General features: G+C 42.3%; 15 protein-coding genes. 12 read left to right on the top strand and 3 right to left on the bottom strand.

What is annotated here, in order from left to right:
• Nucleotides 1–390 precede the first annotated feature (390 nt).
• The 11 genes from yceD (at nt 391) to JK628_RS13290 (ending at nt 8877) form a co-directional block, all read left to right on the top strand.
• Nucleotides 391–915 carry a 23S rRNA accumulation protein YceD gene (yceD, locus tag JK628_RS13340; protein ID WP_202285126.1) on the top strand — a complete coding sequence of 175 codons (525 nt, stop codon included), beginning with the start codon at nt 391–393 and terminating at the stop codon, nt 913–915.
• A 17-nt stretch (nt 916–932) separates the two neighbouring features.
• Entirely contained in the window at nt 933–1103 is a 171-nt protein-coding gene (gene rpmF / locus JK628_RS13335; RefSeq protein WP_202285125.1) for a 50S ribosomal protein L32, read from the top strand.
• 15 nt (nt 1104–1118) lie between these two features.
• Nucleotides 1119–2147, top strand: coding sequence for a phosphate acyltransferase PlsX (plsX, locus tag JK628_RS13330; protein ID WP_202285124.1), 1029 nt, complete (start codon nt 1119–1121; stop codon nt 2145–2147).
• Nucleotides 2148–2157: 10 nt separating this feature from the next.
• A complete protein-coding gene (locus JK628_RS13325) occupies nt 2158–3117 on the top strand; it encodes a beta-ketoacyl-ACP synthase III (RefSeq protein WP_202285123.1) in 960 nt (319 codons plus the stop codon).
• 43 nt (nt 3118–3160) lie between these two features.
• Nucleotides 3161–4087, top strand: coding sequence for an ACP S-malonyltransferase (gene fabD / locus JK628_RS13320; RefSeq protein WP_202285122.1), 927 nt, complete (start codon nt 3161–3163; stop codon nt 4085–4087).
• Between the two features lie 9 nt (nt 4088–4096).
• Nucleotides 4097–4843: a 3-oxoacyl-ACP reductase FabG gene (gene fabG / locus JK628_RS13315; RefSeq protein ID WP_202285121.1), complete on the top strand. Its 747-nt coding sequence runs from the start codon at nt 4097–4099 to the stop codon at nt 4841–4843.
• Between the two features lie 158 nt (nt 4844–5001).
• Nucleotides 5002–5235 (top strand): acyl carrier protein, encoded by a 234-nt coding sequence (gene acpP, locus JK628_RS13310; protein WP_011496723.1) that lies wholly within the window; start codon nt 5002–5004, stop codon nt 5233–5235.
• A gap of 200 nt (nt 5236–5435) precedes the next feature.
• Nucleotides 5436–6674 carry a beta-ketoacyl-ACP synthase II gene (gene fabF / locus JK628_RS13305; RefSeq protein ID WP_202285120.1) on the top strand — a complete coding sequence of 413 codons (1239 nt, stop codon included), beginning with the start codon at nt 5436–5438 and terminating at the stop codon, nt 6672–6674.
• Between the two features lie 229 nt (nt 6675–6903).
• Nucleotides 6904–7272, top strand: coding sequence for a hypothetical protein (locus JK628_RS13300; protein ID WP_202285119.1), 369 nt, complete (start codon nt 6904–6906; stop codon nt 7270–7272).
• Nucleotides 7273–7339: 67 nt separating this feature from the next.
• Nucleotides 7340–7825, top strand: a complete 486-nt coding sequence (locus JK628_RS13295; RefSeq protein WP_202285118.1) for an acyl-CoA thioesterase — start codon at nt 7340–7342, stop codon at nt 7823–7825.
• A gap of 176 nt (nt 7826–8001) precedes the next feature.
• Nucleotides 8002–8877, top strand: a complete 876-nt coding sequence (locus tag JK628_RS13290; RefSeq protein WP_202285117.1) for an NAD(P)-dependent oxidoreductase — start codon at nt 8002–8004, stop codon at nt 8875–8877.
• 81 nt (nt 8878–8958) lie between these two features.
• Here JK628_RS13290 and cdd read toward each other — a convergent pair whose 3' ends face one another.
• Complete coding sequence (cdd, locus tag JK628_RS13285) at nt 8959–9849, bottom strand: cytidine deaminase (RefSeq protein WP_202285116.1); 891 nt, start codon at nt 9847–9849, stop codon at nt 8959–8961.
• Between the two features lie 97 nt (nt 9850–9946).
• Nucleotides 9947–11362: an exodeoxyribonuclease I gene (gene sbcB / locus JK628_RS13280; RefSeq protein WP_202285115.1), complete on the bottom strand. Its 1416-nt coding sequence runs from the start codon at nt 11360–11362 to the stop codon at nt 9947–9949.
• A gap of 166 nt (nt 11363–11528) precedes the next feature.
• Between sbcB and JK628_RS13275 the strand changes: the two genes are divergently transcribed.
• Entirely contained in the window at nt 11529–12707 is a 1179-nt protein-coding gene (locus JK628_RS13275; RefSeq protein ID WP_202285114.1) for a tyrosine-type recombinase/integrase, read from the top strand.
• A 321-nt stretch (nt 12708–13028) separates the two neighbouring features.
• On the opposite strand, the gene JK628_RS13270 is transcribed toward JK628_RS13275, so the two are convergent.
• Nucleotides 13029–15554, bottom strand: a complete 2526-nt coding sequence (locus JK628_RS13270) for a DEAD/DEAH box helicase family protein (RefSeq protein WP_202285113.1) — start codon at nt 15552–15554, stop codon at nt 13029–13031.
• Nucleotides 15555–15918: the final 364 nt, after the last annotated feature.

The following is a 15918-nucleotide window of genomic DNA, read 5'->3' as shown; positions in this document are numbered from 1 at the left end:
TAGCTATCATCATGTTGTAGGAGGCCTAGATTTTTCGAGTGGTGATTAGCCCAACGCCAGTATGATGAGTCTTTCGCCATTTTGATAACCGCTTTACTCGAAATGTGCTAGTAAAAACTTTTTTAGATAGGGCTAATGTTTAACCTTATTGAGATTAATCTAATACGAAAATGACTTGGCTAGTTGCGTTGTCATCACAAAATTTGTGCCTTCGATGGATTTACGAACACTTAAACTCATTTACCGCTGAAATTTAATGTCATGCGCCTTGGGTTTCTTGTACAATGCGGTTACCTAACAACTCACGTTAGCTGAATCAAACGGCGGTTAATCACCTTGAAAGTATAAGGGTGTTGACTTCTGCTAAAATTCACCTAAAATGCGCGCCTTATGCAAACAGTAAAGATACCGGTTTCAATTGATCCCGTTCGCGCTTCCGCTAGTCAACTTTCCTATGAAGGTTTGGTGCCCGGTAAGCAGTTAAAGCGATTAAATGAATTATGTGCCGGCGACTGTTCTGATGTGGTAGTGTCGCTTGAATGTGGCGTAGATATACAGGGGATAGTCTACCTTAACGGGAAGGCTGTGACGGAGCTCACTCTGAATTGTCAACGTTGTATGACACTATTTACCACTGAGGTTACGGTCGAGTTTAGTTTTGGTCTTTGTAAGACTGAAGCTGAAATCGATGAGCTCCCGGATGCGTATGAGCCTATTGAGTGCAATGAAATTGGCGAAGTCCGTCTGCATCAATTGATCGAAGATGAATTGATAGTCGCTATGCCTTTGATTGCCATGCATGAGAATGAAGATTGTCATCAAGGTAAACAAGATGTAGTAGTAGGCGAGATCGAACCCGCTCAAGAGGAGCGTCCAAATCCGTTTGCAGTGTTAGAAAAACTGAAGAGCAAGTAATCTAGGAGACAGGTCCCATGGCAGTACAAAAGAACAAAAAATCTCGTTCAAAGCGCGGTATGCGTCGTTCACACGATTCTTTGAGCACGCCTCAATTATCAGTGGATGCAACGAGCGGTGAACTACACCTTCGTCACAATGTGACTGCGGATGGTTTTTACCGTGGTCAAAAGGTTATCAACAAGTAATTTGTTGAGACCCTGATGACAAATCTGACGCTTGCGTTAGATGCGATGGGGGGCGACTTTGGTCCCCGCATCACAGTGCCTGCAACTTTGCAGGCACTTCGCTTAAATCCCCTTTTAAAAGTCATTCTCGTGGGCGATCAAGTCCAGATTGACGAATATCTAGTATCTGCAGAACCCGCAATTAGAAATCGTATTGAGATTAAACATACAACCGAAGTGGTGACTATGTCTGATCGACCAGTTCATGCCTTAAGAAATCGTAAGCAAAGCTCTATGCGGCTCGCAATAGAGTTAGTGCGTGACGGTAAAGCTCAAGCTTGCTTAAGCGCGGGTAATACTGGTGCGTTAATGGCGATTTCTAAAGTACTGCTTAAGACGTTGCCCGGTATTGACCGTCCAGCACTTGTTAGCTGTTTACCTGCGGTAAATAACACCCCGGTTTATTTATTGGACTTAGGTGCAAACGTTTCTTGCGATTCTGAAACCTTATTTCAATTTGCGGTGATGGGATCAGTACTTAGTGAAACGGTTGATAAAACGGTTTCGCCAAAAGTGGCTTTGCTCAATGTCGGTATTGAAGAGATTAAAGGTAATGACCAGGTTCAACAGGCCGGTCAACTACTGCAACAAATCCCCCAAGTGAACTACACTGGTTTTATTGAAGGTGATGAGATCTATTCGGGTAATGTCGATGTGATCGTTTGTGATGGTTTTGTCGGTAATATCACCTTAAAAACATCTGAAGGTATTGCTAGGCTGCTAACTCACCAGTTGAAGAAAGGCTTGAATAAAGGCTTCTTCGTACGTATTCTCGCCAAAATAATCGCGCCCCGCATTCATTCTTTGTTAAATCAGATGAACCCCGACCACTACAATGGAGCAAGTCTGATAGGATTGCGCGGAATTGTAGTAAAAAGTCATGGGTGTGCAGATGAAGCTGCTTTTTTACAAGCGATAAGCTTGGCAGTAACCGAAGCACAACGTCGACTCCCTAAGATGATCGAAGATCGTCTTGAGTCGATTCTTTTAGACATTAATAGCTGATAAATTCCTTATGCATACAAAAATTCTCGGTACTGGTAGCTATCTACCGGTACAAGTGCGCAGTAATCAAGATCTAGAAAAAATGGTGGAAACCACCGACCAATGGATTGTTGAACGCACAGGTATATCGGAACGCCGAATTGCAGCAGTAGATGAAACTGTTGCGACTATGGGATATCAAGCTGCATTAAAAGCCATCGAAATGGCCGGTATCGATGCAACTGAAATTGATATGATTGTTTGTGGCACCACCAGTGCAAGCAATGCTTTTCCCGCCGCGGCTTGTGAAATTCAAGCGATGCTTGGCATTCATACTATTCCTGCTTTTGATATTGCAGCGGCATGTTCTGGTTTTGTTTACGCATTATCAGTTGCTGATCAATATGTGAAATCCGGTGCGGCACGTAATGTGTTGGTTATCGGTGCAGATGTATTATCTCGCTTGTGTGAACCAGAAGACCGTTCGACTATTATCTTATTTGGTGATGGTGCGGGCGCCGCTGTAGTTGGTACGTCAACAGAACCAGGTATTATTTCAACGCATATATATGCTGACGGCCGTCAAGGTGATTTGCTCAAGTGTTCTATCCCACCGCGTAAAGGCGAATCATCCGAAGCAATGGGTTATATGACGATGAAAGGTAACGATGTGTTTAAAGTGGCGGTAACGCAACTATCACACGTGGTAACTGAAACATTGCGTCAAAATAATATTGAAAAGTCTGATATTGATTGGCTGGTCCCACATCAGGCGAATTTTAGAATTATCAAAGCGACCGCAAAGAAATTGGATATGAGTCTTGATAAAGTCGTACTGACTTTGGCAAAGCACGGTAACACCTCGGCTGCGTCTGTGCCGATTGCATTAGATGAAGCCGTTAGAGATGGTCGGATCCAACGTGGTCAAATGATATTGCTTGAAGCCTTCGGTGCAGGATTTGCCTGGGGAAGCGCTTTAGTTCGCTTTTAACTGCCGTATTAACGGTAAGACGTAAATTTGAAAGGTAATTAATATGGAAAATACAGCTTTTGTATTCCCTGGACAGGGCTCGCAAGCATTGGGAATGTTGGCAGAGCTTGCCGAGACACACCCTATAATTGGTGAGACATTTGCACAAGCAAGCAATGTGCTTGGTTATGATCTGTGGGAACTGGTGCAACAAGGACCAGTAGAAGCACTTAATCAAACCGACAAAACTCAGCCTGCATTACTAGCGGCAAGTGTTGCAATTTATCGTGCCTATGTAGCCTCAGGTAAGCAATTGCCGAAGATGATGGCAGGCCATAGTCTGGGGGAATACTCAGCGTTAGTGTGCGCTGGTGTGATAGATTTTGAAGCGGCAATTAAATTGGTTGAGCTTCGTGGTCAGTTGATGCAACAAGCTGTACCTGCAGGAACTGGCGCCATGTTTGCCATTATTGGCTTAGATAATGATGCAATCGCTAAAGCGTGTGAAGAAGCCTCACAGGGCGATGTAGTAAGCCCTGTTAATTACAACAGCCCTGGCCAAGTCGTCATTGCTGGTGAAAAGGCAGCAGTAGAAAGAGCCGCTGCCTTGTGTAAAGAAAATGGCGCAAAAATGGCGGTTGCTCTGCCTGTAAGTGTACCTTCTCATTGCCAATTGATGAAACCTGCTGCCGATAAACTAGCAACTGCACTTAATGATATTGAGTTCAGTGCACCTTCAGTTACCGTGATCAATAATGTCGATGTCGCTAGTCCTGTTGCGGCACAAGAGATTAAAGACGCCTTGGTTCGACAACTATATCGCCCAGTAAGATGGTCGGAAACTGTCGAGCTAATGGCTTCGCAAACTATCACTAACTTATTTGAAATAGGCCCAGGAAAAGTGCTTACCGGGCTTAGTAAGCGTATTAATCGCTCACTCACAGCAAAAGCAATTAACGATGCTGCGTCATTCGCAGCATTGACCGAATAAGGAAATCTAATGAGTATTAATTTTGATCTAACGGGTAAAGTAGCCCTAGTAACGGGTGCTAGCCGTGGTATTGGCCGTGCAGTCGCTGAGACATTAGTGTCTGCTGGTGCTGTCGTTATTGGTACAGCCACAAGCGAACGCGGCGCTGAAGCTATTCAAGCTTATTTGGGCGATAATGGTCACGGTCTCGTTTTAAACGTTACCGATGGCGACTCGGTTAAAACCTTGTTTGCAACAATTAAAGAAAAAGCGGGCGATGTTGATATTTTGGTTAACAACGCTGGTATAACTCGTGACAATCTATTGATGCGTATGAAGGACGATGAGTGGCAAGATATTATTGACACTAACCTGAGCTCTTTGTTCCGCACCTCAAAAGCTGTCATGAGACCGATGATGAAAAAACGTCATGGACGCATCATCAATATTGGCTCTGTGGTAGGTACCATGGGCAATGCAGGCCAAACTAACTACTCTGCTGCTAAAGCAGGTTTGATTGGATTTACAAAATCTCTTGCAAGAGAGGTTGCATCTCGTCAAATAACAGTTAATGCTATTGCTCCTGGATTTATCCAGACAGACATGACAGATGAGCTGACAGAAAGCCAGCAACAAGCTATTATGTCGCAAGTGCCAATGGAAAGGCTTGGTCAGGCGCAGGAAATTGCTAACGCAGTCCTCTTTTTGGCGTCAGATTCCGCTGCTTACATCACTGGAGAGACTCTCCATGTGAACGGCGGTATGTACATGGTTTAGGGAACGACGGGCTATTACCTCTTTACAGGGGTGATCTGCATCAACTGTGAGTCCATTTTGTGGTTAGACCACAAAAGTTAAGCTTGCAATGTCCGTCAAATTCAATAAACTACTGGCAATCTTACGCAAGTGTGTAATTTGAATTAGGAAAGAAAACAATGAGCAACATCGAAGAACGTGTAAAGAAAATCATCATCGAGCAACTAGGTGTTAAAGAAGAAGACGTTAAATCAGCAGCATCTTTCGTTGACGATTTAGGTGCCGATTCTCTAGACACTGTTGAATTGGTTATGGCTCTAGAAGAAGAGTTTGATACCGAGATCCCTGATGAAGAAGCAGAAAAGATCACTACTGTTCAAGCAGCGATCGATTACGTTTCTAAGAATCAGTAATCTAGAATTTCTGAAAACAGGCGGCATTTATGTCGCCTGTTTTTGTTTGTTAAGGCCACTGATTGATGTAAGTCTTTAAGCAATATTCTCCTCGCTTCCGCTTCAATACACCAATCAGACCTGGCTCATTAAGGTATTGGTAGTTCAATTCGATAAGTACTATCATAACAATTCATTTTTAATTAGATAAAGGTGATCGCGTGTCTAAACGTCGTGTCGTCGTAACTGGCTTAGGCCTAGTTAGCCCTGTAGGCAATACTGTGGATTCTACTTGGAAAGCACTCGTTGCTGGTAAAAGTGGTATCGCACCAATAACCAAATTTGATGCTAGCGAGTTCACGACTCGTTTTAGCGGTTCTGTTAAAGACTTTGACGTTGAACAGTACATGTCACGTAAAGATGCCCGTAAGATGGACTTATTTATCCAATACGGTATGGCTGCAGGCATACAAGCTGTAGACGATTCTGGCCTTGAGATGGATAAGCTTGATCCTACACGTGTCGGAACAGCCATTGGCGCGGGCATGGGCGGATTGCCTTTGATTGAGAAAAACCATGCCGCATTAATGAAGGGTGGACCGCGCAAAGTATCGCCATTTTTTGTGCCAAGCACCATCATCAATATGATTTCAGGTCACCTGTCGATTAAATACGGCATGACAGGCCCCAACTTCGCCGTGACTACGGCTTGTACAACCGGTGTACATAATATTGGTTTTGCAGCGCGTACAATCGCTTATGGCGATGCTGATGTTATGGTTGCCGGTGGTGCAGAAGATGCGACCTGCCCGTTAGCAGTTGCTGGCTTTGGCTCTGCAAAAGCACTTTCGACCCGTAATGACGACCCTCTAGCGGCGAGTCGCCCTTGGGATAAAGACCGTGATGGTTTTGTTATTGGTGATGGCGCTGGTGTTATGGTCATGGAAGAGTATGAACATGCAAAAGCACGTGGTGCCACAATATATGGTGAGCTCGTGGGCTTCGGTATGAGCGGAGACGCATTTCATATGACATCACCACCAAGTGACGGTGCAGGTGCTGCAGCGGCCATGGCCAATGCAATTAACGATGCTAAAGTAGGTCGCGAAGCTATCGGCTACATCAATGCACATGGCACATCAACTCCTACGGGCGATAGAGCGGAAGCTGCAGCGGTAAAATCAACTTTTGGTGCTCATGCATATGACTTAGCCGTTAGTTCGACTAAATCGATGACAGGCCATCTATTAGGTGCTGCAGGTTCGGTTGAAGCTATCGTTACTTTACTGGCGCTTAGAGATCAGGTTATTCCGCCAACACTGAACTTAGATAATCCAGATGAAGGTTGTGATTTGGACTTTGTTCCTCATACTGCGCGCGATTGTAAGTTCGACTATGGCTTATGCAACTCATTTGGTTTTGGTGGTACTAACGGCTCATTGCTGTTTAAGAAAATTTAGTACTCACTCCAGATGAATAATTGTTGAATTTAAAAGCGCCTATTGGCGCTTTTTTTATATCTAAAGCGGGTAAATTAATTGAAAGGTTAACTCTATATATTTGGAAAATTAATATTACTTCATATTGATTTTATTGCTTTAACAACTTCCCAAATGAGCAGATACTCAGCGAAAACTGAGTGCATGATTGAATGTCTCATTCATGCAATGATCTTTAGGATAAACTAAATTGTTAAACCTTTCTGTCGTACCCATAATGCCTATCCTAGGCTTGCTTACTGCTAATCTAAATGAACTTATTCGTGGTGAAGCTATTCAGTGGCATCCTAAGCTAACCATTGGGATCAAAACATTTAATGTCGCTATTACTGCATTTGCCATTATATGGTTTGCTCTATTAGTTACTGCCATTGATGTCAGCCAGCAGGGTAGCGTCATTGCCGGCGTTGAAGTTCTTGTTCTATTCTTGGCTGGTATCAGCATCTACTCTCTGATCAGTTTGTCGAAGTTTATTAATACGACAGTACAGCTTTGGCTGTATCGATTCGCTTTACCGATCATGTTGTTCGGCTCCTTTTTAGTTATTCAGTTTGGTTAATTGGGTGCTGTAGCGAGTTATTTCGCGTAAACTCAATCTACTAGATAGTTTTGATTTTGAGGTCGATATGGCAGGAACTGAAAGGCAGCTTACGTTACGATTTTTAGCAGAACCTGCAGACGTTAATTTTGGTGGTAAAGTCCACGGCGGCGCGGTAATGAAGTGGATCGATCTCGCGGGCTACGCTTGTGCTGCGGGTTGGAGTGGTAAATATTGCATAACGGCTTATGCTGGCGGAATTCGTTTTATTAAACCTATTCACGTTGGTAACATTGTTGAAGTAACTGCGAAGGTTATTTATACCGGTAGAACCTCGATGCATTTAGGTATTGATGTTAAAGCGGGTGATCCCAAAGGCCCTGAAAGACATCTTACAACACATTGTGTGTTGGTTATGGTGGCTGTTGATGATGAAGGTCAACCGACCCAGGTTCCTGAATGGGTACCGAGTACCAGTGCTGATATCGAGTTACGTGGATCTGCAGTGCGCTTAATGGAGATGCGTAAAAAGATTGGTGCAGAGATGGAAGCGCATGTAACCCTACAGGCCTAACTTAAACAGACTTATACCCATCGCCTCTGAAGCGAGCACTTTCAAGTAGGGTATATATAGTAGAAAGCTAGCATTTGCTGGCTTTTTTATTATCTACTAGAGACTTTTTTGTTTAAGCCAACCACAGTAGAATGTCTTAAAACAACATAGAATTACCCTACATAATAGGAACAATAATGGCTAAAGTTGCATTTATCGGTTTAGGTGTGATGGGTTATCCCATGGCGGGTCATTTGGTTAAAAATGGCCATGATGTGACGGTATATAATCGTACCGAGTCTAAAGCTAGAGCATGGAGTGAGGAGTTTTCAGGGCAATATTGTTCAACGCCAAAAGCAGCGGCAGAAGGCCAAGATATCGTCTTTGTTTGTGTAGGCAATGATGATGACTTACGACAAGTCATCCTTGAAGCTAATGGTGTGTTAGCGGGGATGAAGCCGGGTGCTATTTTAGTCGATCATACAACTGCCTCCGCTGATGTGGCGAGGGAGATTGCAGTTGCCGCAAGTGAAGTTGAAATTGGCTTTATCGACGCGCCGGTATCTGGTGGCCAAGCTGGTGCGGAAAATGGCATGTTAACGGTGATGGCCGGTGGCGCCGTAGTGACCTTTGATAAAGTAAAAGCCGTTATTGACTCCTATGCTCGTTGCGTCGAGCTTCTCGGTGACGTAGGCGCAGGACAATTGACCAAGATGGTTAACCAAATCTGTATTGCAGGTGTGGTACAAGGACTCGCAGAAGGGCTGCACTTTGCCCGCAGTGCTGGATTAGACGGTGAAAAAGTCGTTGAAGTGATTAGTAAAGGTGCGGCGCAATCGTGGCAGATGGAGAATCGCTATCAAACGATGTGGCAGGGCGAATATGACTTTGGCTTTGCGATTGATTGGATGCGCAAGGATTTAGGCATTGCACTGGAAGAGGCTCGTCGTAATGGCTCACATCTGCCATTAACCGCGCTGGTAGATCAATTCTATTCAGAGGTTCAAGGTATGGGCGGCAACCGTTGGGATACCTCTAGTTTACTGGCGAAGCTTGAAAAAAACAGGTGTTAATTTGATGTAAATAACATAAAAATGGACTGCCTAGGCAGTCCATTTTCAGTTTAAGCTTAGAATAACACGCTAGAATATGAGTTATTCAGGTTCAACCACGATGTGCTCAAGTTCTACAGCAGCGACAGCGTGTAGTGCATCCATTGTTGCACCCACTAATGAAACCATGCCTTTAGAGGACTCTATGAGTACTGCACGGTTAATGTCACTGAAATCACGATTGTGACGTGCCATAGTCGATAGCGCCATTTGCATCGGTAACATAGACGGGTTAAACGCTGCATTTTCAGCGTAGCGGCCACAATAGGTGGCGCCATCATTAGTCTCTAATACCACGGCTGCATAGTTTTTGGTGTACGGAGCGTAACTAAGGCCTGCATGATCGACTGCCTCAATGATCATAGGATCTGAGCTGTCCAGACTCAGCTCTTGATGCTGCTTGGTTAGCAAGGGCTCTGTGATATTCAGATCGCTCGGACCAAAGGCGTAGGGTAGATAATGGGACAGAGGTTGAGTTTCTTGTTCAGGAAGGTGGATGTTCACCTTCTGGCCTTCAACCAGCTCATTCATGAATTGGCGACAGTGGCCACAGGGTGAGAAGTTAACGATGACATCTTCAATTTGACGTTCACCACTTAGCCAAGCATGGCTAATCGCGCTCTGCTCTGCGTGCACGGAATGAAACAGTGCTTCGCCAGGTAACTCGAGATTGGCACCCATATATATATCGCCACTTTTGCCTTTTGCTATCGCGCCAACATAAAAATTACTGATAGGTACTCTTGCAAGCGCGGCAGATATTGGCAGTAACGCCAGCAGCAAATCCTGCTCCTCCATTTGGGTCGCCGTTTTTAATTCATCAAGTTGTTGAGCATCGATATGCCCTGCAAAGTCTTTGTCTAGTAACGGTACGATTGCCTTAGCTAGAGACTCTGGTAAATTAGCTATGCTTTTTAAAAATCGGTCTTGCATTCGCTACTTCCTTTCAATTAACGCTATTGGAATATCATTCTAGTAAGCTTGTTACATATAGAATGCGACATGGATCGCATTTTATGGCCTGAAAAACCTAAAGGCTTCTAAGATAATGACATAAAGCCTGTAATAATTTCTGCTTTGATTCATCTTGCTCAGTTTCTTCAATGATGTTCTCAAGCCTGATCATATAGTCAGGGTCATTAAGCCTTGGTTGGCAGAATTCCCGCCAACGAACAAGCTCTGAATCATCAAGTGTTTCAGGATAATTACGCGCCCTATATCGATACAACATCTCCGGTAAGCGTTCATCATCAAATGAAAGCTCAAGTGCTGCCAAGTTGATGGGCTTAGTATTACGGATCATCTCCATTTTGGCTTTGTCCGCATGACTAAAGAAGCCACCGCTGTAAAGCTGAAGATCAGGATCTGTAATGACGCGATCTGATTCGATATCAAACACGGCAACCAGCTTTTCTCTTATCTCTGGGTGCTGTCTAAGTCGCTTATATTGCTCTCTCGCGAATGCCTTATCGATATCAAGACGAGCTGCATTCTCATCAGTCAATGTTTTAGCACCAGCTAGAAATGGGCTTTTATTGATATGGATCTGTTTAAGGCCGATAGGCAGCTCATCTGCGGCTAAATCATCACGCCTCGTATACATGCGCTGTCGAATTTGCTCGGCAGTTAACTCAATGAGTGGCGTGACATCCATGGCTAAATTGACACAAATAACCGCATTCTTATTGGTGGAGTGAAAGGCCAGCGGCGCAATTAATGTTGTACAACCATTGAGAGCGCTGATCTTCGAACTCACATGCACTAAAGGTTTCATCTCCAGCACATCAATAAGCTTAGAGACCTCCTGTTTTCGGCGCAGGGTGAAGTAGTATTCAAACAGTTTCGGCTGCACTGATTTGATAAGCTTGGCCATTGCAATGGTTGCATAAACATCAGACATGGCATCGTGCGCTTTTTCATGACTAAGGCCATTGGCAACAGTGAGCTGTTCAAGTTTAAAACTAGGAGAGCCATCTTCTTTTTGTGGCCAGTTTATTCCGTCGGGTCTAAATGCATAGCAAGCACGGACTAAATCAATGATATCCCAGCGACTATTACCATTTTGCCACTCTCTAGCATAGGGGTCGAAGAAGTTACGGTAGAAGCCATAGCGGGAGACTTCATCGTCAAACCGAATTGAGTTATAACCAACAACACAGGTATTTTCCTGTGTGAATTGTTGATTTATTTTGGCCATGAACTCAGCTTCAGGCATCCCTTTTTTATTCGCCAACTGTGGGGTGATCCCGGTGATCAAAATAGCTTCTGGCGAAGGCAGGTAATCGTTTGCGACCTTACAATAAAAGGTCACTGGTTCCTCAATAATGTTGAGATCCATGTCTGTTCTGACGCCAGCAAATTGTGACGGCCTGTCTTTTGCTGGGTTTGCGCCGAATGTCTCGTAATCGTGCCAAAATAAAGTAGGTTGTTTCTTAGCGTTTTTCATAGTTCACTTATGTATCGAAAATGTGATTATTTCTTTTAAATATCAATAATTAAGAATGAATTAGGTTCGTTTCTGTTCAACCTTGAAATACAGTGTTAAAATAAAATTGTGCATCATAAAGTGCATCACGAATGTTAACAATGTGCATCACGCGAAGGTTGGTCAAATGGCATTATCTGATAGTAAATTAAGGAATATAAAAGCACCTTACCACGGCCCCATTGAGATTGCTGATCGTGATGGTTTGAGTGTACGAATTACCAAGAATGCTGTCATTACCTTTTATTATCGCTTTCGTTGGCAAGCTAAGCAACAGCGAATCAAAATTGGTCGCTACCCGGATCTCAAACTTGCCGAGGCTCGTGCAACCGCGCTGGAGTATAGGCAGCTGTTAGTTGACAACTTGGACCCTCGTTGCCACGGCGTTAATAGAGGTGCTGCGCGGCTGCTTGGTGATATCTGCAACGACTTTATGAAAGCATACGCTTACCCTCAGCTATCGCCAACGACAGTTGTTCTGTATGAAAGCTTTATCTCCAAGTACATAGTGCCAAATTTCAACATCGATGTTGAGCGATACCGTTACACTGAATGGATTAAGTTACTTGATGGTGTAAGGCTCGAAACGACAGCTGCAAACGCTGGCAGTATCCTTAAGCGTTTAAAAACGGTTATACGTTGGTCAAAAGCGCGTGGTGAGATTAAGTCATCTGCTTGCTTAGATATACCCATTAAGGCTATAGGCGCTCACCAGTCGCGCAGAGAGCGCGTATTAGAGTGGGACGAGGTCGCAGGGTTATGGCGCCAAGTTGAGGCGAGTAGGGCAACACCTAAAACTAAAGCCTGCGTAAAGCTGCTTATTCTAACGGGGGCTCGAAACGCCGAAATTAGAGGCGCTGAACGCTGCGAATTTGATCTTGATAAAGCCATCTGGATTTTACCTAAAGAACGCTCTAAGACGGGCAAAATGATTCGGCGGCCGTTAAGTAACCAAAGCATCAGTATCATTGAGTCGTTAGATTTTATTTATGGCCAAGACCGGCATTTCTTGATTGAGGGTTTAAGCCAGGATAAAGCGCTTTCTACCCATGCATTAAATCGATACGTGCAACGTCTAAATGAACAGCTCGATTACCCACACTTTGTGCCGCATGATTTCAGGCGAACAATTTCTACTCGGTTGAGTGAGAATAAAATAATGCCCCATGTAACCGAAAAGATGTTGGGTCACGAGTTGGGTGGGATCATGGCCATTTACAATAAGCATGATTGGTATGACGAGCAGATAATAGCCTATCAACTGTATTGGGATTTGCTAAAAAAGCATATTCTGCAGGGTGCTTGAGTAAAGCGTTCATTTCTAATCGGCCGAGTAGAAATATGTTGAAATGCCTCATAAACGGTCCAAGACTCCCATGTGTCAGGGTTCCCCTTAAATTCATCCAATAATTAAATAGAGGGGCGGTCAATGAGATGATTTGATCGTGCTAATGGGTATTTGAGTCGTACTAGTTCACTCTCGGACAAAAGTGAGTTAGAACACAAGCTCTAATTCATGATTTTTTATTCGGTATTATATGGCTATTGGATATGTGCTCAATGGTAAAGTTTACTGCCGCGTTTTAGCAAATATGCGACAGTAGACTTAATCATTTATAGTATGTTGCTATTTCATAGCTTTAACATACTTTTCTGAGTAATTATCTTTTATACTGTTCAAATCAAGCTTGTGAGCATTAATATACCTTTGTACTTCGTTATCTGTAATCTCATGAATATTAATATTGGCGAACTCTTTAAAAAAACCTTTCACATTGTACTTTAAATTGTTTAGTTTTCCTTTTCTCATAATTTCAACATCATGAGTAAAGTCTCCATGGTAAGATAATTTTTTTGTGGGAATAATCAAAATACGTTTACATGGCTTATCGTTATACTCACTCTCAAACCATCCACAATGAGAGTTCATTTGACCAGCTTCATGTTTTGATATTTCAGCCCGCTCTTCTCCTACTTCATTCTTACATTCGATAAGGAAGAAATAATCATCGACACCACACCACAAGTTATCTGGACCTTTTTTGATCTCTTTATCTGGTCGTTGACTCAAAAAGCCAATCGTCTCTCCAAGTTCTTTTAATGAAGCCTCAAATTTTTCAGAAGGCATTCCAAAGGACAAGTTTTGAAGCATTCCATCAACTGCTAGCATCATGTTCTCATAGCCATCATGCTGTTTAAGCCACGTCTTAATTCTACTAATACGATTTTGGTTCATGTACTCTAGCTTTTTGTAACTAATACCTTCTCTAGGTTTAAGTAGTTGAAGGTTATTTTGGAAAGCAACTTTTTGGAATTGATTTGAATCAACTTTACTTGTTCGGTATTTATACCTCGCCAGGAGTTGAAGATACCAGCCTCTCTCAAGTGAATCGGAAGAATATCGATCGCATAAATCTTGAGCAAGTTTGCATGCTTTATCATATTCACCAATAGAAAATTGTTTTTCCGCCTTATATTCAAGATCTAAAGCCTGATAAATATTACCAATGTGACCGCCACCTTCTAATTGATCCATCTCTTCTGAGTAATACTCTTTCCAGCCTTCATCTCGAGAAAGAACCTGATTAATTAGCTCGACTAAAGTTTCGTATGCATTTGTTTTATTTGAGTCTTGTACTGCAAACTCCGCAACCTGCATTCCAATTTCAATCTGCTTTCTAGTTTGAGTTGAGAAATACTTTGATGTAATAGGACTTTTAGCAAATTTAATTAGGTCCCCACCAACAAGTAGAATTACGCTGTAGTCTTTCTCTCCTCTAACACTGCGACCTAATCCTTGTTCAACTTTTTGTGCAACCCTTATGTTAATTATGTCGCTTGTAGACCGACAATCTTCCTCATATCGGTCTAATAATGAGTCAAAATATGGTTTGGAGTCTAAGATTAATATTCGGCATGCGTTATCAGGTAAATCAATTCCATCGTAGCGGTTAGCGAATGCCATCGATGTATCAAAAATACCACTTTTCAAACTTTGAACGCAGTTGAATAAATCATTTGAAACTGCTACGTGTGCTCCAATTTTCTCATACTGAGATTTTCGGCTAAAGCTTGGAATTAACGAGACAATACCAAATTGTCGTTCAGCATTAGGTGACAAAAGCCAGCTTATCACTGAGTCACGATCTAAGCTTTCGTCTATAAGAGATGGAATTAAGATCATCTTCTCACCTGACCACTTTAGAGCTTCATTACTTAGTGGGTTTTCGACTGATTCAATATCAAAACCAAGCCCTTTAATGAAAAATGAATCATCTTGTGTCGTTGCTGACATGAGTACTCGATGTTCAGCTCTACTAAAGCTACCAAAAGAATCTATGGGCATTAAACTTGGTGAAATCTCAAGGCTATTTCCAGAAATAAATGCCTGGCAGTTCGATATTTGATCTTTTATAACTGGCCAAACAAAGGCTATTTCTCTATCATCTTTGTGTTCAATAATAGCAGCTGCTACTGTATCTTTCTTGTCCTCCCAGCTCCAATACGGAATAGGAAGCATTGTGTTGTAATCACCACTCTTTATTTCTAAAAAGCTCCCTTCTCCCTGGCCTTTTATATCATCTTCAAAAATTTCAATAATTTTTTTGAATAGGCTGTGTTCTTTGTTAACCTTTATCGTTAATGAACTTTTAATTGAATCTATACATGCATGTGAATCATCGAGGACGATAGAATTTACTGGAATTGATCTGTTCCCGATTCCAAAAACACTCTTTCCATTGAACATTTTTTGAACATACGTGATCAATATTTTCTTGCCTAGAAGAAATTCATCAGGCAGCTCTCGAGCACTTGAAAAATCGCAGAATGCTATACCGAATTTATTTGCTTCTTGTTTTACTTGTTCTGCTAAGTATTTATTCGGACAAACAAATACAGCCGGGCCTTTTCCCGCATTAATTTTTGACTGTAAAACCAGTAATCCTATAAGTGTTTTCCCTTCTCCTGTGTGAAGTTTAATAATTGAATTTTTATTATTTACTCGATTAGTAAACCAGTTATTTAATATATCTTCCTGAGAGTCACGAAGAGGGCCAGCTTCACTTCTTCTATCCAATGAATCATATATTTCTGTTGGATTTATTTTTTTTACAATCTCTTTCTTTTTCAATCTTTTCTTGAAATCAACCATATCCCGCTCCATGTGATATAAATTTATGATTTGTATAGTCCGAATGTCCACTTAACTTTCAGACTAGTAAGGGCGCACAGTTAATCTTTTGTACTAAAAGCTAAAGTCGAAATTAACTTCAATACACCTTCCACATAAATGCGCATTTTATAAGCTTACCATCTAAATTATTAATAGTATAACTTATTGATATTACTTAAAAACCAAGTGACTAACAAGTGTGTTCGCGCACAGTTCTCTAATAAAATTATCGAATAAACAATACCCCTGTACAAATGACAGCATTAACTACACATGCTGAAAATCTGCTTTTTAAATGAAGGAAGCGTGTGCTTTGAGTCAGAAAATGGTGCTAAGCATCAGT

Origin of the sequence: Shewanella sp. KX20019, from assembly GCF_016757755.1 — a bacterium.
Taxonomy (GTDB): Bacteria; Pseudomonadota; Gammaproteobacteria; order Enterobacterales; family Shewanellaceae; genus Shewanella.
Note: the sequence above shows the minus strand (reverse complement) of the source record. Positions and strands in the feature narration are given on the sequence as shown.